The organism is Gluconobacter cerinus (assembly GCF_025961355.1).
GTDB classification, from domain to species: domain Bacteria; phylum Pseudomonadota; class Alphaproteobacteria; order Acetobacterales; family Acetobacteraceae; genus Gluconobacter; species Gluconobacter cerinus.
In genome coordinates this window covers 1,929,797-1,945,673 of record NZ_JAOQNM010000001.1, presented here as the reverse complement: position 1 = coordinate 1,945,673, position 15,877 = coordinate 1,929,797, and the positions used below count along the sequence as shown (strand labels likewise).

The window sequence follows — 15,877 nt, the reverse complement described above, 5'->3', positions numbered from 1 at the left end:
TCTCCTCCTGACTGACCTGTCGAAATGAGGGTATGTTCCTCGTGCGTCAACCCGCAGGATGCTCTATAGGGAGGCACCATCATGACCCTTTCTTTCACCAAGATGCACGGCCTGGGCAATGATTTCATCGTCATTGATGGCCGCGAAACCGACCCCGCCCTTGACGAAGCCACCATCCGGCACCTGTGCGACAGACGCTTCGGCATCGGCTGCGACCAGCTCGTCCTGCTCTCTGCCCCAACCTTGGAAGGTGCGGATGTTCTGGTCCGTTTCTTCAATGCTGATGGGTCGGAATCCGGCGCCTGCGGCAATGCATCGCGGTGTGTTGCCAGTCTCGTTGGTAACAATCCCGTTCTCCAGACCCGCGCTGGACTTCTCCTTACGTCCCAGGATGGCGATCGCATCACGGTGAATATGGGCGCTCCCCGAACGGGCTGGCAGGACGTGCCGCTGTCCAAGGATTGCGACACACTTCACCTGCCCCTGCATGATGCAGCCGCCTGCTCCATGGGAAATCCTCATGCGACCGTTTTCGGCGACGTATCGCGCGCAGAAGACCTCGGCCCCTCTCTCGAGAAATCTCCGCTCTTCCCGCAGCGCGCCAATATCGGATTTGCGGATCTCATCACGCCCGGCCACATGCGCCTGCGCGTCTGGGAACGCGGTGCGGGTTTGACGCTGGCTTGCGGCTCAGGAGCCTGCGCTGCCGTGGTGAACGCCGTGCGCCGAGGCCTGGCAGACCGGACCTGCCTCGTGACCATGGACGGTGGAGACCTGCAAATCACCTGGCAGGAAAACGGAGACGTCCTGATGACCGGGCCGGCCACAACCGTTTTCCATGGCAAGCTACCGTGACTGCCCCTTCTGTCCTGACATTCGGCTGCCGTCTCAACGCGCATGAGAGCGACGGCATGGCGCATCACGCCCGTGGGCAGGATGACACCATCATCGTCAATACATGCGCCGTTACGACCACAGCCGAGCGACAGGCGAGGCAGGCCATCCGCCGCGCTCACCGCGAGCGCCCGGATGCAAAAATCGTCGTGACAGGCTGCGCGTCGGAAATTGACGCCAAGCGCTGGATGGAGCTGCCCGGCGTAGTGCGGGTCGTGCCCAACGCTGACAAGCTCAAGCCCACCACATGGGGTGACAACAAGCCTGGCCTTCCGCCATCACGGCATGCCCGTGCTCTGCTTCAGGTCCAGCAGGGATGCGATCATCGCTGCACGTTCTGCATCATTCCCTATGGCCGGGGAGACTCCCGCTCCACCCCCACAACGGAAGCTATTTCGAGAGCCCGCGCCCTGACTGAGGCCGGACATCGTGAAATCGTTCTCACGGGTGTTGATATTGCTTCATGGCAAGGCATAGATGGCGAAGGTCTGGGCCGGATGTGCCGGACGCTCCTGCAGGACGTTCCCGCCATCGAACGTCTGCGCCTGTCGTCCATCGACCCTGTCATTCTTGATCCGAAAACGGGAGATCGGGACCTCTGGTGGCTTCTGGAAAACGAGCCCCGCCTGATGCCACATTTGCATCTGTCTCTTCAGGCTGGTTCCGACCTGATCCTCAAGCGCATGAAACGCCGACACACCACCACGCAGGTCGCGTCCATGCTCCAGCATGCTCGCACACTCCGCCCGAATATTGGTGTTGGTGCAGATCTCATCGCGGGCTTCCCGACAGAAACAGACACGCTTTTCAACGAAACCCTCTCCTTCATCGAAGAGCAGGCTATCCCGTTCCTGCATGTCTTTCCCTACAGTGAACGCCCTGGCACACCCGCCGCCCGAATGCCCGCCGTACCGAACGGAGAACGTCAGGCCAGAGCAGCCCAGCTGAGAGCTGTTGGCGAGGCAAACCGCGATACGTTTCTTGAAAAATTTGTGGGTCAGACTGTGAACGTCCTGATCGAGACACCTGACCGAGGCCACTCGCCGGAATTTGCGCCCGTGCGCTTCGCAGCCGATGCCTCCTCCGCAGTCAGAGGGAGCATTATTCCCCTGTCGATCTACAGTGTCTCAGAAGGGCATCTTCTGGGACGCAGCCCTGCCTAAAAACCTGCGGTCAGGGCAAAGCGGGCAGAAACTGGCTCCAGTAAATGCCGTGTTGCGCCGCTCTGCGCAGCAGACCCCGGTGTCAGGCGGTAGTTATACGCATATTGTGGCGCTTGCGCATGCGCATTGAAGACGTTCGCTCCAAGTTGCAGGTTTTTGGGAAAGCGAAAGCCAGTATTCAAGCTGCGTTCCTGTGGAGCGCAGGCCAGTGGGTATCCTTCAAGCAGCAGTCCTGCAAACCGCCATACCAAGCCCTCGATCTGCAAGGATGCCAAACGACCAGACGAAACTCGGACGCAAAATCGATGATAAAAGCAGCAGCCTAAACATTCAAATGATGGGTAGGTATGATCGTTATACCGAATTCACCGCTGACGTTGCGAGCGGAGATCGTCGGAGGGAAACCCTCTTCTGTCACTCAGGTAGAGTTTGGTCTTCTTCCAAAGACCAAACACCAGACATCCCTCTTAGCTTCACCCCATAAAACCGGGGTGAAGAACCATACGCCCCCACAGAAACTGGAACGCTTTCGGACTGTCGATGTGTGAAACAACCGCCCAACAGCCCGTTTACTCTCAGGAAATCGACGCTACAGACTTGACGTTGGGCCTGACCTGTCCGAACTCCCGTAAATGGCTGGATTTTTCTCACGACTCAAACAGGGTCTTTCACGCTCGAGCTCACGTCTCGGAGCTGTGTTCACGCATCGCAAGCTGGACGATGCTGCTCTTGAAGAACTCGAAGACGAACTGATCGCGGCAGATCTGGGGCCTGTCGTGGCAGAGCGTGTCATCGAGAGCTTTCGCAGCTCCCGTTTTGGCAAGGACGTCACAAGTGACGAAATTCGCGACGCCCTGGCCGAAGAGATTGCACGGGTTCTGGAGCCCGTTGCGATCCCGTTTGAACCTGATCCGAAGAAGAAGCCACATGTCGTTCTCGTGGTGGGCGTCAACGGTGTAGGCAAGACCACAACCATCGGAAAAATGGCCCGCCATTACAGTGAAGAAGGCAAGTCCGTCATGCTCGTGGCGGGAGATACCTTCCGTGCTGCGGCTGTCGAACAGCTTCAGGTCTGGGGGCAACGCTCAGATGTGCCCGTTATAGCGGGCAAACACGGAGCTGATGCTGCCGGTCTTGCCTATGACGGCATCAAACGCGCGACGGAAGAGGGCAAAGACCTTCTCTTCATCGATACGGCCGGCCGCCTGCATAATAAGGGCGCGCTCATGGAAGAGCTGGCCAAGATCATCCGCGTCATGCAGAAATTCGACCCAACCGCCCCGCATTCCGTATTGCTGGTGCTGGATGCAACGACCGGTCAGAACGCCATTGAGCAGGTGCGGGTATTCCGTGAGCTGGTGAATGTGACAGGCCTGATCGTGACCAAGCTGGACGGTTCTGCCCGCGGTGGAATTGTGGTTGCACTGGCAGAACAGTTCAAACTGCCCGTGCACATGGTCGGTGTCGGCGAACAGGCCGAAGACCTGCGCCCGTTCTCAGCTCAGGATTATGCACGCGGTCTTGTGGGTGGAGCTACGGGAGATCTTGCCTCCCGGCTTGTCGAGAGCCCCTCAGAAGAAGAAACCCCGGAAGATTGAAGAAACCGGCCCTTTCAGGGCTGCCTCTCACCGTCTGAAGTCAGCCATTCCTCTCGCAGGGCGTCGATCTTCTTTTCGATGCCCCTGCGCTCTCTGCGAACATAATCCGCATACCAAAGTCTGGCACCAATTGCAGACGCTTCAGCGACCAGCCACGCCACACCAACGGCCATCCAGTCCATCACAAGCAGCATTGGCTGCATAATTTGCTGGGTACAGGCCTCCCAATCCCCATGTGACAACCATGCTTCCCTCAAGGGATGAACCATGACAGCCCCCAGATAAAACAGAACAATCATGATCCGCTGCCGATCAGCATCCGGATCGATGAATCGAAGCACGATCAGGGGCAGCAGCAGAACACCGCCCACAAGCAGACTGCCCGGCACATATGCCAAAAGCAGGCCAAGAATGAGGCCGTGCCACCATTTGAAACTCGCCTCCGTCACGCGCAAACGCACTGACTGGCGGGTCATTCACAAAACTCCAGCCAGATACTGGTCATCGCGACAGCAATCCCGATCAAGAGTGAGAAGAACTCTCCAGCATTGCGGGCCTGTTTTTCATGGACAGCTTTGCGGACAGGCTCCTGCTCCAGAACTTTCTCAAGATGTGCAATCTCTGCTTCAGCCTGCCGAGCCAGCTTGCGATCATACTGCAAACCCGCAGGGTCAGTGACGTTATCAAGAAACTTCGTAAGATTTCCCGTTTCGGCCAGCTGAAAAAGCCGGGCACGACGCTTTGCTCTCGTCGTTTTGCTTCGCCACTGCTTAAGCTCGTTTTCCAGCAAGGAAAGCGCCCGCTTTGCCACAGCACTGAGGGGTGTCTTGTCGAAACGGCGCTGGGCCGCAGCCATCAATGTCAGATCCGAAAGCCAGGACGGAAGACCCGCTTTCTGGGACTGCGCAAGTGGGATGACCCCCTGGCGCGCGCAATGACTTTCCAGAAAAGTCCGCATCTGCTCGTCCAGAAAACCTGAACGCCCCAGGTCGTCGGCAGAAAGCTCCTGTTCCGAAACGTGCCTATCCAGCCATTGCAACAGACCCGCTGACAACGAGATCCGTTCTTTCAGGCAACGAGAAGACAGGCAGGGCTGATAGACATTCACGTCGTAAGGTACACGACGGATCTGCTCCATTCCCTTTGCACCTGTTCGCCGGGCATCAGTCGCGAGATCATTGATCTGCTTTGCCTGCAATGCGGGCAGCGAAGGAACATCAAACACTTCTGGGCTCGTCATCAGGAAGCCCGCTATCCCACGAATATTGCGCTGCTCTTCAGGCGGGAACCGTCCGGCTTCGGCACACGCCAACATATGAGGAATGGCGGATGGCCAGAACCAGTGTCCGGCCCAGAACATTGGAGCGGCAGAGTCCAGAATGGCAATGGCCCGTGTCACAACCATTGTCGTCGGATCTACGGCTTTGTTTCCGCTAGATGGCAAAAACGCAATTCCAGCCTGTTCGATCAGGCTGGACATGACCGACAGTTCCAGTTCGCGATGCAACCATTGGCTGACAATTTTTCGCTGAAGCAGAGACAGGAACTCATTGGGATATGTCCCGGCATACCATGCCAGTGCCTGTGGCGTTCTGACCTCCACACCGCCAATGACCAGAGGCGAGCGCGCGGGAATATCGGGCCGGATTGAAAACAACTTGCTCGGCGCAATGGTAATAAGGTCATTGGGAGAAGGTCTGTTTTCGGGCCTGTCCGAAAGCATGGCCTTCAGAAGGGAGACCAGACCTGCGGGAACGTTATGCCCCTGCATGTAGGCCTCGGCAGAACCCACCTCAAAACGTCGTTGCAGAATTTCTTTATCTGACACCCCCCTCAGAGGCAGTTCCCCGATGCAAAGGGAGAGAACCAGTACACCCAATGAGAAGATGTCGCAGGCAATCGTCCCTGCCCCACGGGCCGTTGGATGACAAACTGCCGAAGACAACGGTTCAAACAGGACAGGCTGCGCTTCTGCATTGCAGGCAACCCCAAGCGGGCCAACCACCACCTGATGAAGCCCCTGTCCAACAAACAGATTATCCGGACGAATGCCACGACAGGTCAGCCCCATGGATGAAAGCTTCTCAAGAGCATCGGCAATAGGGCGAATAACCCCATCAATGATCTGGCTTTCAGACCAGACGCCAAGATTGTCTTTCAGGGACGGTCCGGGAGGGTGCGGACATAGCACCCAGAGCGAGCCTGCATGATATTCATGGGCATGCAGGCCGATGACACTCTCATGTCGGAAAAACATAAGATCGGAGAAATGGGGAGATGGCATGGACGGTGCCAGAGCCAGCCAGGTTGAACCTGTGGCCGTAATGTCTTGAGCCACCCAGGCAGGACAGCCGCTGAGATCAGGTTGTTTCTGGCTCGTATTCACCAGATAGCGGTCTGCGATCAGCAGTTCCGGGCTGTCATCTCCCTGAGTGTAATCCATGTCCGTTCCGTCAAAATCCTGTCTGACACTTTATGCCGGACAGGAATTGAGGCTTCGTTAACGGACTGGAGAGTCTCGCAGGAAAAGAAGATCAGTCCTCGAACGGATCGCGCATCAGGATCGTGTCGTCACGTTCCGGGCTCGTGGACAGCAGCGTCACCGGCGCTTCGATCAGTTCCTCGATCCGGCGCACATACTTGATGGCCTGCGCTGGCAGCTCGCCCCACGAACGCGCACCAGCAGTGGTTTCCTGCCAGCCCGGCATCGTCTCGTAGATCGGCTTCACACGGGCCTGCGCACCGGGTGCGGATGGGAAGGTGTCGATCTTCTTGCCGTCCAGTTCATAGCCAACGCAGATCGAAATTTCTTCCAGACCGTCGAGCACGTCCAGCTTCGTGAGCGCAATGCCCGTCACGCCGCCAACGCGGGCGGCACGACGCAGCATGACAGCATCGAACCAGCCACAACGACGGGGACGGCCAGTGACCGTGCCGAACTCATGACCACGCTCACCGATCGTGCGACCAACATCATCGAACAGTTCGCTCGGGAACGGCCCTTCGCCCACGCGGGTTGTGTACGCCTTGGCAATACCCAGAACGAAACCAATGGAAGACGGGCTGACACCACTGCCAGACGCAGCAACCGCAGCAACCGTGTTGGAGCTCGTCACGAACGGATAGGTGCCGTGATCGACGTCCAGCATGACGGCCTGCGCACCTTCAAACAGGATACGACGGCCAGCACGACGTGCTTCGTCCAGACGGTCCCAGACCGGGCATGCGAAAGACATCAGACGCGGTGTGAATTCCGTCAGGAAGTCCTTGAGCTCTTCCTTTGTGAAGGTCTCAGCACCCAGACCCGCCAGCAGCGTGTTGTGATGCAGAAGCACTTCGTCCAGCTTCCAGTCCAGTGTCTCCGGCTCGGCCAGATCACAGACGCGAATGGCACGGCGTGCAACCTTGTCTTCGTAAGCCGGGCCGATACCGCGGCCAGTCGTGCCGATCTTGCGATCACCGCGAGCAGCTTCACGCGCACGATCCAGCGCACCATGTACCGGCAGGATCAGCGGAGCATTCTCAGCAATCCACAGCGTTTCCGGGGTGACCTTCAGGCCCTGCGCCGTTACGCGGTCAATTTCAGACATCAGCGCCTTCGGATCAATGACGACTCCATTGCCGATCACGCCAATCTGGCCACGCACGAGACCCGACGGCAGCAGTGACAGCTTGTAGACCTGATCGCCGACAACCAGCGTATGACCGGCGTTGTGACCACCCTGGAAACGGACAACGATATCAGCGCGGCTGGCAAGCCAGTCCACGATCTTGCCTTTACCCTCGTCCCCCCACTGGGTTCCGATCACGGTGACGTTGGACATGAGCTGGCTTCCTCGACTTGGTATGCAGAGCAGAAATTAGAAAAAACTGGGGGTCAGAGCGCGTGCGCTGCGCCATTCCGCCAGACATGGGTGCAGCGCAGATGGCGCGCTTCGGCATCAGGCTCTGCATCTACTTCAAGTGCAGAAACCGTCGCAAAACCTTGAGCATGGAGGGCTGCCATGGCCTCATCCTCCAGCCGAACGGGCACATAGCACCGCGGACGGGACGGAGGCACAGGAGCCGCACGCAACAGCGCCTGCGGACGCAACGTCAAACCACAGGCTGGCTCCTGACCCGCAATATACCGTCCACCACGACCCAGTTCTTCACGCGAGGTGGTGGAAAAGACCGTGATGCATAGCCCGGTATGATACTGCCATCCCCGGAAATCGACGGGATCTACCGTCAGACGCAAGGACGGTGCGCGCTCGCGAATAGCGGCAACGGAGGCAACCAGACGCTCGAAATGCGGACGGACGGACGCCGGAAAATCGAGAGAAGCGAGCAGATCAAGCGCGCGACTGGCAGGACCTGCGGCCTGAAGCATAACCGCCAGAGTGTCCGCGATTGAGCCGCCAAGTTCAGCAACAGATGCTGCATCCTTGCGGTTCAGCGCCTGGATCAGATCTTCCCGGTCCGCTTCAGGAATGGCAGTCTCGATCAGGCCCAGAGCCAGAGCTGGCATCGAGAGGTCGAAGGACACACCCTTGATGCCCAACTCCTCAAGTGCTCTGGCGCCCAGCGCCACTACTTCAGCATCAGCCTGTGCGGAATCCGGACCAATCAGTTCGATACCAGCCTGGGAAACCTGACGGTCAGCTTCACGTCCTGGCGTGCCGATGACAATACAGCTTCCGGAATAGGAGAGACGCAGCGGGCGCGGTGCATCCTGAAGGCGGACACTGGCGATACGGGCAATCTGCGTCGTCATGTCTGGCCGCAGGGCCATCATACGATGAGAGCTTGGGTCCATCAGACGGAACGTCTGAGTGGAGAGCGCACCACCTGAACCGTTCAGAAGAGAGGTTTCAAACTCCAGCATGGGCGGGCGTACACGCTCATAACCATGCCGGGAAAAGGCTTCCATGACGCAGGCAATACCCCGCGCCTCAGCTTCAGCTTCACCCGGCAGAAGGTCGGAGAAGCCGGACGGCAGAAGGGCAGCGCTCGGGGTCTCGGAATACAGGCTCATGCAGCAAACTCCTCGCGCGTGCACTCATACGCCCAGTCCAGCCACGGTAGGAGAGCCTGAATATCCGCTGCATCAACGGTGGCTCCTCCCCAGATCCGCAAACCAGCAGGGGCATCTCGATAAGACGCGAGGTCATAGCCTGCACCTTCCTGTGCGACCAGCCCGGTCAGGTGCTTGACGGCCTTGGCCCGGGCTTCAGGCGACAGTGCCTCGAACCAGGGCGCTACGATTTTGAGGCAAATTGACGTGCAGGACCGCGTTGCGGGATCAGACGCCAAGAACGACACCCAATCCGTCTTTTCAACCCATTCCGCTACGACGGCCAAACTGGCTTGCGAGCGTGCCTTGAGAGCAGGGAGACCACCCGCAGATTCTGCCCACCGCAAACCATCCAGCGCATCTTCGACGCACAGCATGGAGGGCGTGTTGATGGTATCCCCTTCGAACACAGCCTCCAGAAGGCCCTTCTTTCCCGTCAAACGGAAAATTTTGGGCAGCGGACGTGGGGAGGCCTCTGTCAGACGAGCGGCAGCACGGGGGCTGATGGCCACCATGCCGTGAGCAGCTTCACCGCCGAGGGCCTTCTGCCAGGACCAGGTGACAACATCCAGACGATCCCACGGAAGGTCCATGGCGAAAGCAGCGGATGTTGCATCACAGATGATCAAACCGTCATGCTCGACGGGAATAGCCTCTGCATTCGGAATGCGAACGCCTGACGTTGTACCGTTCCAGGTCAAAACGACATCGCGGGACCAGTCCACAGCCGCCAGATCAGGAAGCTCTCCATAAGGCGCGTCCAGCACGCGGAGATCTTCGATTTTCAGAACGTCCCGCAGATCCTGCGCCCATGTTCCGGAAAAGCTTTCAAAAGACAGCACATCCATGCCGCGCTCACCGGCAATCGCCCAGAGAATCATCTCAACCGCACCGGTGTCCGAAGCCGGAACGACAGCCAGACGCCAGTCTGCGGGAATGCCTAGGATATTTTTTGAGCGGGTGATGACTTCCTTCAGGCGCGCACGGCCTTCAGGGGCACGATGTGACCGTCCCAGCAGGGCCTGATCCAGAGCCGAGAGGGACCAGCCAGGGCGTTTTGCGCACGGACCAGAGGAAAAGAACGGGCGGGAAGGTCTGACAGTCGGCTTGGACATGCTCGTTCCGGGCTAAACGGTCCTCGGGTGCAGCCAGACTGGTGCGCCCGGTTTGTGGTGCGAGAGGGGGGATTCGAACCCCCATGCCTTTCGGCGGTCGATTTTGAGCCGACTGCGTCTACCGTTCCGCCACTCTCGCGCGAACGGCCCAGACCCTAGTGCATTCCTGAGCAAAGGACCAGACCGTGAAAAAAAAATCCCAAACCGTGGAAAATCAGAGACCCAGCATCAAAAGCAGATTCTGGATCGCAGCGCCAGAGGCTCCTTTACCCAGATTGTCGAGACGCGCGGTCAGAAGCACTTTTTCTCCCTGCGCATTGCCGTGCACACGGAGCTCCATGTTGTCCGTATTGGCCAGCGCATCTGCCAGGAGTTTGGGTTCAGACGGCACAACTCGGACATGGTCACACCCGCGATAAGCTTTTTCAAGCGTCGCCTCCAGATCGCGCGGCGTCGGATGGCCGGGCAAATCCGCAAGGTGAAGCGGAATGGACACAATCATGCCCTGCGGAAAGTGCCCTACAGACGGCACGAACACCGGCTGGCGCGTCAGGCCGGAATAGTGCTGAATTTCTGGAAGATGCTTGTGCTCCAGCGTCAGCCCATAAAGAAAGAATGCCGGGCCGCCATCCCGTTCATGCGCCTCGATCGCGGAGCGCCCTGCCCCACTGTAACCCGATACGGCATTGATGGAGATGGAGTGGTCGGCTGGGACAAGTCCAGCGCGAACCAGCGGCCGCAAAAGCGCAATTGCACCCGTTGGATAACAGCCAGGATTCGCAACATGGGTCGCACCGCGTATCAGGGTGCCCTGATCTTCATCCAGTTCCGGCAGACCATAAACCCAGCCATCGGCAATCCGGTGCGCCGTACTGGCATCCAGAATACGGACGTTCAGACCCTCTGCCAGAGCAACAGTTTCACGCGCGGCATCGTCTGGCAGACAGAGAATGGCAATATCCGCCTGCGCCAGCAGGGCACGCCGTGCCTCAGCATCTTTTCGCAGAGCCGGATCAATCGATAGCAGTTCGAAACCGTAACTTTCCGGCAGGGCCTCGATACGCTGGCGGATGCCCAGCCCCGTGGTCCCTGCTTCTCCGTCGATAAAGATCCTGGCCATGTATTTAAAATCCGGTCTGCAAAAAATGTCCGGCCTGTCCAAGCAGCCGGGCTGGCCTTCTTATCGCGTTACCCTTGATGCTGTCATCCCGTGAGAGCGGTTCGTGCGCTCTGTGCTTTCTGTCTGTGCAACGAAAGAGTATGCTTTTGGGTCAGGCCAGACGCCAGATCATTACCCAGGAGCTGTTATGACCCAGACCCACCCCGTCCGTCAGATTGACCGCCTTCTGGACATCATGAAGCGCCTGCGCGACCCGCAGAGCGGTTGCCCGTGGGACGTGGCACAGACACCCGAAACCATTGCGCCCTTCGCCATAGAAGAAGCGTATGAGGTGATGGATGCCATCGCCCGGGATGACAGTGATTCCTTGCCGGATGAACTCGGGGATCTGCTGCTACAAGTCGTATTCCAAGCTCAAATGGCTGAAGAAAAGGGCCAATTTGACTTCGAAACCGTTGCTGAAAAGATCGCTGACAAGATGGTCCGCCGTCATCCCAACATCTTCAGCCATGTAGAACACGACGAAGACCTGTGGGAACGCACGAAAGAAACCGAGCGCCACGCGAAAGCAGAATATGGCGCACTCGCTGGTGTGGCCCAACATCTGCCTGCCCTGGTCAGAGCCGCCAAGCTGTGCCGCCGAGCGGCGCGCGTCGGATTCGACTGGGATGAGGCGTCGGGCGTGCTGGAAAAGGTCCAGGAGGAGATCGGCGAACTTAAAGCTGAACTGGACGGAGACCGCGACCGGATCGAAGACGAACTTGGGGATGTCCTGTTCACTGTCGCCAGTCTGGCACGCAAGCTGGGCATTGACCCGGAAGCCGCATTACGTCGCAGCAACCGGAAGTTCACGCGCCGTTTCGAAGCCATGGAAGCCAGCCTGGCCTCTGTGGGTAAAACAATGGGCGAGCAAAATCTGGAAACGCTGGAAACGCTTTGGCAGACGGTCAAGAAACAGCCGGGGATGCGCTGATCGTTACCCGCTCACATTCCTCAACTCTACATTGCCCCTAAGGATACTTTGATATGGACCTCCAGATTTCCGGCCGCAAAGCTCTTGTCCTTGGCGCCTCTTCCGGCCTGGGCAAAGGTGTCGCGGAGGCTCTGGCCGCAGAAGGGGTCCATATCCTTCTGGCTGCACGCGCCAGTGACAGACTGACAGACGCGGCAACCGCGATTGCCACTCAGCACGGCGTTCAGACGGCTACACTGCCGGTTGATCTGTCGGACAGCGCCTCTGTCGAAGAATTCGTTCAGGCCATCCGTACGCAGCACCCGGATATTTCCATTCTGGTAAACAATACCGGCGGCCCCTCTCCATCAGGTGTCGAGGGCATCTCCGGAAACACATGGAAACAGCAGTTTGAAACCATGGTTCTGAGCCTGTTCAGGATTACGGATGCGGTACTGCCCGGTATGAAGGAGCGCCGGTGGGGGCGCATCCTCACCATCGCTTCGGCTGTTGTGGTTGAGCCAAATATCAGGCTCGGCGTCTCTGTCACATTACGCTCGGCACTCGCGGGCTGGTCCAAAACACTTGCGACGGAAGTGGCGCCCCATGGCGTGACGGTCAACATGCTTCTGCCCGGCCATATCACAACAGATCGAACCCATTTCCTGGCAGAGGCTGAAGCTCGCAAGACGGGCAAAACACCGGAGACCGTTCAGGAAGAAAAGGCCCGCAATATCCCCGTTAGACGTTACGGGACTGTTGAAGAGTTCGGCGCGACCGCGGCTTTCCTCACCAGTACGGCTGCTGCCTATATAACCGGCAGCATGATCCGTGTTGATGGTGGCGCACTGAAGTCAATCTGAAACAGTCTTGAGTAAAAGAGCGCCCTATTTTCTTTTTTAGGAAACTGCGCTCCCCCGTGCGGGATTAATCCTTTCGGTTACCCCGAAGGAAAATTCCATGCCGCCTACGCCTCGACGCAGTTCGTTCCTGCCCCTTGTAACTGGCATCTTACTCGTTCTGCTCGGCTTGGGTCTGGCCTTGCCCGGTTTCTGGCTGATTGGGCTGGGAGGCTCTTTCTACTACGCCGTCGCAGGCGTCCTCATGGTAGTGTCCGGCATTCTGATGATGCGGCTGCATCCCGGCGCGTCCGCAGTTTATGCCGCCCTCCTACTTTATACGCTTGTCTGGGCATTAGGGCGCGTTGGCCTTGATGGCTGGCGCCTTCTTCCGCCTCTCGCCCTGCCAGCGGGGATGGGCCTGTGGGTGTTCAGTCCATGGATTACGGGACGACTGCTCCAGGGCACGGAGCGTCGCTCTGTCAGCACACCGGTTGTCGCAGGCGGCATGGCATTCTGCGCGGCACTGTTTGTCTTCGTGTTTGCCTGCGGCTGGCACATTACCGCCTCACGCGACCAGCAGTTCAATCCGTTCCCCGGTGAGACCGGTGCGGCCCTTCCGGGCGCGGACCAGCAGGCTGCCAATGACTGGCAGTTCTATGGTGGCACTCCGGCCGGAGACCGCTTTGCCATGCCCACCCAGATCAATGCCGCCAACGCACACGACTTGAAAGTGGCGTGGGTCTATCACAGCAAAGATCTCCCACGCGCTGGCGAAAACTCCCGCGGACGGGAATTCAGCTTTGAAGCGACACCTATCAAGATCGGCAACCGGCTGTTTTTCTGCACACCACACCGAGATGTCGTGGCGCTGGATGCAACATCCGGAAAGGAAATCTGGCGATATTCGCCGGGTGGGGAATTCGGCAAGAACATCTATCAGGCCTGCCGTGGCGTATCCTACGTCAATGCGCCCGGAACGGACTGTGCCCATCGCATCGTCTCAACAAATTCCAGCTCCCCTCCAACCCTGTTTGAAGTCGATGCAGACACGGGAAAACTCTGCGAAAGCTTTGGCGATCATGGCGTTGTGGATCTCCGGGGTGGGATGGGAGCTATTCCACCCGGCTTTCACTTCATCACCTCCCCACCCATGGTGCTGCATAACCGCATCATGACGAGTGGCTGGGTTTATGATGATCAGACGGTTGGCGAGCCCTCCGGCGTTATTCGTGGCTTTGACGCCATTACGGGCCAACTGGCCTGGGCCTGGGACATGGGCCGCACACCGACCAACAAACCCCTGAATCCGGGCGAAGTCTTTACCCGCGGCACCGCCAATGGCTGGGGCGTCTATACGGCCGATGCCGCGCTGAACATGGTTTACGTCCCGCTCGGGATTGCCACGCCTGACTATTTCGGTGGCAAGCGCCGGAGCTTTGACGAGAAGTATGACAGCTCCCTTGTCGCGTTGGATATCACGACGGGTGAAGAGCGCTGGCATTTCCAGACCGTGCATCATGATCTGTGGGATTTTGACCTCCCGGTCGGCCCCTCTCTCGTGGATCTGCCAGATGCCCACGGCACCCTGACGCCCGCACTGGTACAAACAACCAAGCAGGGCGAACTCTTCGTGCTGGACCGGCGTACCGGTGCTCCATTCTATCGCGTTCAGGAAACACCCGTACCTGCCGGGGACACACCGGGCGAGCACTATTCGCCGACGCAGCCACTGTCCGTCGACATGCCCAATCTGCGCCGCCCTAATCTGACAGAAGACGACATGTGGGGCGCGACCCCATACGATCAGATGTTCTGCCGCATTGCCTTCCGCTCCATGCGGGACAAGGGCCTTTTCACACCGCCGAGCCAGCAGGGAACCGTGGGCTTTCCAGCGTTTGATGGCGTGGCAGACTGGTATGGGGGCACCATCGATCCGACGCACGGTGTCATGTATATCAACACCACGTTCATTCCGTTCCTGATGACGCTGGTGCCGCAGGAAAAAGCTCTTGCCAAAGGGCTCTACAAATCCTGGCATGACTGGGCACAGCCTTATCCAGAACCTGTTTTCACAAACAACCCACAGCATGGCCTGCCCTTCGCGGCCGTCGTGAAGCCATGGCTTGGCCCGTTTGGCGCTCCATGCCTGGCACCCCCATGGGGCAAGATGCAGGCGATTGATCTTGTTCACCGTCGGGCCATCTGGGAGCGGGCTTTGGGCACAACGAAGAATGTTGGGCCGACGAACATGCTGCGGATGCCCGTCGGCCTCCCCACCAGTGTCTTCTCCATGGGCGGCAGCGTGACCACGCCGAATGGTCTGGTGTTCATGGGCGCTCTGGCCGATCAAAGCTTCCATGTTCTTGATGGGCATGACGGCCATACCCTCTTCAAGACGGAACTGGATGCCGGCGGCAATGCCACGCCGCTGACCTATATGGGCGAAGACGGCCGACAATATGTCGTGCTGGCTGTAGGTGGCCACGGCGGCCTGAAAACGCGCAACAGCGATGAAGTCGTGGCCTTTGCATTACCCAAAGCCCCATGAACATACTGTCTTCCTGCCGTCAGGGCAGGAAGACAGCAGGAGGCAGGATTAACCATGGCCGGAAAACAGCACACTTATTCCGTGAAAGTTGTCTGGACCGGCAATACGGGAACCGGCACATCCTCTGCCCGCGGCTACACGCGCGATTACGATATTATGGCGCCTGGCAAGCCCACGATTGAAGGATCATCCGACCCTTCTTTTCGCGGAGACCCTACCCGATGGAATCCTGAAGAGCTGCTTCTGGCATCCCTGTCAGCCTGTCACAAACTCTGGTTTCTGGGGCTCTGTGCGCAAGCAGGCATCGTCGTCACGGCATACGAAGACCAGGCTACAGGCGAAATGGAAGAAGAAGAACGCACCGGCGCGGGGCAGTTCATGTCCGTAACGCTTCATCCCCACGTCACCCTGTCCCCTACGTCAGACGTCGAGAAAGCACTGGACCTGCACCACAAGGCGCACGACATGTGCTTCATCGCACGATCGGTCAATTTTCCGGTCATGAACGAGCCTATTATCGTTCATGAGGGCGAACAGGACACCTGAAACGCATCCTCATCGACGGCTTGACGCCAAAAAAATCGCCTTT

At 58.5% G+C, this 15,877-nt stretch carries 14 protein-coding genes and 1 tRNA gene; 7 read left to right on the top strand and 8 right to left on the bottom strand.

Translation table 11 applies throughout. The features are described from left to right. The first annotated feature begins 81 nt into the window (after window positions 1-81). Together dapF and M2305_RS08955 are read left to right on the top strand one after the other, a co-directional pair. The gene (gene dapF / locus M2305_RS08960; protein WP_099212028.1) at window positions 82-855 is read left to right on the top strand and encodes a diaminopimelate epimerase; all 774 of its coding nucleotides are present in this window, start codon (window positions 82-84) and stop codon (window positions 853-855) included. Then, window positions 852-2,057 (top strand): MiaB/RimO family radical SAM methylthiotransferase, encoded by a 1,206-nt coding sequence (locus tag M2305_RS08955; protein WP_264649162.1) that lies wholly within the window; start codon window positions 852-854, stop codon window positions 2,055-2,057. Before dapF ends, M2305_RS08955 begins: the two co-directional genes overlap by 4 nt. On the opposite strand, the gene M2305_RS08950 is transcribed toward M2305_RS08955, so the two are convergent. Further along, the gene (locus tag M2305_RS08950; RefSeq protein WP_264649161.1) at window positions 2,054-2,239 is read right to left on the bottom strand and encodes a hypothetical protein; all 186 of its coding nucleotides are present in this window, start codon (window positions 2,237-2,239) and stop codon (window positions 2,054-2,056) included. The genes M2305_RS08955 and M2305_RS08950 overlap by 4 nt on opposite strands. 450 nt (window positions 2,240-2,689) lie before the next feature. On the opposite strand from M2305_RS08950, the gene ftsY reads away from it, so the two are divergent. Further along, the gene (gene ftsY, locus M2305_RS08945; protein WP_046900830.1) at window positions 2,690-3,655 is read left to right on the top strand and encodes a signal recognition particle-docking protein FtsY; all 966 of its coding nucleotides are present in this window, start codon (window positions 2,690-2,692) and stop codon (window positions 3,653-3,655) included. 14 nt (window positions 3,656-3,669) lie between these two features. Here ftsY and M2305_RS08940 read toward each other — a convergent pair whose 3' ends face one another. The 7 genes from M2305_RS08940 to argC all read right to left on the bottom strand — a co-directional run bounded on the left by M2305_RS08940 (window position 3,670) and on the right by argC (window position 10,946). Further along, on the bottom strand, window positions 3,670-4,131 hold the full coding sequence (locus M2305_RS08940) for a hypothetical protein (RefSeq protein ID WP_211497385.1): 462 nt from the start codon (window positions 4,129-4,131) through the stop codon (window positions 3,670-3,672). Continuing rightward, window positions 4,128-6,098 (bottom strand): protein kinase domain-containing protein, encoded by a 1,971-nt coding sequence (locus M2305_RS08935; protein WP_264649160.1) that lies wholly within the window; start codon window positions 6,096-6,098, stop codon window positions 4,128-4,130. Before M2305_RS08935 ends, M2305_RS08940 begins: the two co-directional genes overlap by 4 nt. 91 nt (window positions 6,099-6,189) lie before the next feature. Continuing rightward, window positions 6,190-7,479, bottom strand: coding sequence for an adenylosuccinate synthase (locus tag M2305_RS08930; protein WP_046900827.1), 1,290 nt, complete (start codon window positions 7,477-7,479; stop codon window positions 6,190-6,192). 53 nt (window positions 7,480-7,532) lie between these two features. After that, window positions 7,533-8,672: an ATP phosphoribosyltransferase regulatory subunit gene (locus M2305_RS08925; RefSeq protein WP_099211890.1), complete on the bottom strand. Its 1,140-nt coding sequence runs from the start codon at window positions 8,670-8,672 to the stop codon at window positions 7,533-7,535. Next, window positions 8,669-9,826, bottom strand: coding sequence for a phosphoserine transaminase (locus M2305_RS08920; RefSeq protein ID WP_264649159.1), 1,158 nt, complete (start codon window positions 9,824-9,826; stop codon window positions 8,669-8,671). The genes M2305_RS08925 and M2305_RS08920 overlap by 4 nt, the downstream gene beginning before the upstream one ends. 55 nt (window positions 9,827-9,881) lie before the next feature. Then, a tRNA-Leu gene (locus M2305_RS08915) sits at window positions 9,882-9,965 on the bottom strand. A gap of 75 nt (window positions 9,966-10,040) precedes the next feature. Further along, the gene (gene argC / locus M2305_RS08910) at window positions 10,041-10,946 is read right to left on the bottom strand and encodes an N-acetyl-gamma-glutamyl-phosphate reductase (protein WP_264649158.1); all 906 of its coding nucleotides are present in this window, start codon (window positions 10,944-10,946) and stop codon (window positions 10,041-10,043) included. Between the two features lie 187 nt (window positions 10,947-11,133). Here argC and mazG point away from each other — a divergent pair, with 187 nt between their 5' ends. From mazG to M2305_RS08890, 4 genes are all read left to right on the top strand, one after another. Further along, window positions 11,134-11,919 (top strand): nucleoside triphosphate pyrophosphohydrolase, encoded by a 786-nt coding sequence (gene mazG / locus M2305_RS08905; RefSeq protein ID WP_264649157.1) that lies wholly within the window; start codon window positions 11,134-11,136, stop codon window positions 11,917-11,919. Between the two features lie 53 nt (window positions 11,920-11,972). Further along, window positions 11,973-12,761, top strand: coding sequence for an SDR family oxidoreductase (locus M2305_RS08900; RefSeq protein ID WP_264649156.1), 789 nt, complete (start codon window positions 11,973-11,975; stop codon window positions 12,759-12,761). 97 nt (window positions 12,762-12,858) lie between these two features. Next, complete coding sequence (locus M2305_RS08895) at window positions 12,859-15,288, top strand: membrane-bound PQQ-dependent dehydrogenase, glucose/quinate/shikimate family (RefSeq protein ID WP_264649155.1); 2,430 nt, start codon at window positions 12,859-12,861, stop codon at window positions 15,286-15,288. A 54-nt stretch (window positions 15,289-15,342) separates the two neighbouring features. Further along, entirely contained in the window at window positions 15,343-15,834 is a 492-nt protein-coding gene (locus M2305_RS08890) for an OsmC family protein (RefSeq protein WP_264649154.1), read from the top strand. Window positions 15,835-15,877 lie beyond the last annotated feature (43 nt).

Coding starts and splice junctions, on each gene's coding strand:
- M2305_RS08890 (WP_264649154.1), top strand. CDS start 15,343: ATGGCCGGAAAACAGCACACTTATTCCGTGAAAGTTGTCTGGACCGGC.
- argC (WP_264649158.1), bottom strand. CDS start 10,946: ATGGCCAGGATCTTTATCGACGGAGAAGCAGGGACCACGGGGCTGGGC.
- mazG (WP_264649157.1), top strand. CDS start 11,134: ATGACCCAGACCCACCCCGTCCGTCAGATTGACCGCCTTCTGGACATC.
- dapF (WP_099212028.1), top strand. CDS start 82: ATGACCCTTTCTTTCACCAAGATGCACGGCCTGGGCAATGATTTCATC.
- M2305_RS08935 (WP_264649160.1), bottom strand. CDS start 6,098: ATGGATTACACTCAGGGAGATGACAGCCCGGAACTGCTGATCGCAGAC.
- M2305_RS08920 (WP_264649159.1), bottom strand. CDS start 9,826: ATGTCCAAGCCGACTGTCAGACCTTCCCGCCCGTTCTTTTCCTCTGGT.
- M2305_RS08940 (WP_211497385.1), bottom strand. CDS start 4,131: ATGACCCGCCAGTCAGTGCGTTTGCGCGTGACGGAGGCGAGTTTCAAA.
- M2305_RS08925 (WP_099211890.1), bottom strand. CDS start 8,672: ATGAGCCTGTATTCCGAGACCCCGAGCGCTGCCCTTCTGCCGTCCGGC.
- M2305_RS08930 (WP_046900827.1), bottom strand. CDS start 7,479: ATGTCCAACGTCACCGTGATCGGAACCCAGTGGGGGGACGAGGGTAAA.
- M2305_RS08900 (WP_264649156.1), top strand. CDS start 11,973: ATGGACCTCCAGATTTCCGGCCGCAAAGCTCTTGTCCTTGGCGCCTCT.
- ftsY (WP_046900830.1), top strand. CDS start 2,690: ATGGCTGGATTTTTCTCACGACTCAAACAGGGTCTTTCACGCTCGAGC.
- M2305_RS08895 (WP_264649155.1), top strand. CDS start 12,859: ATGCCGCCTACGCCTCGACGCAGTTCGTTCCTGCCCCTTGTAACTGGC.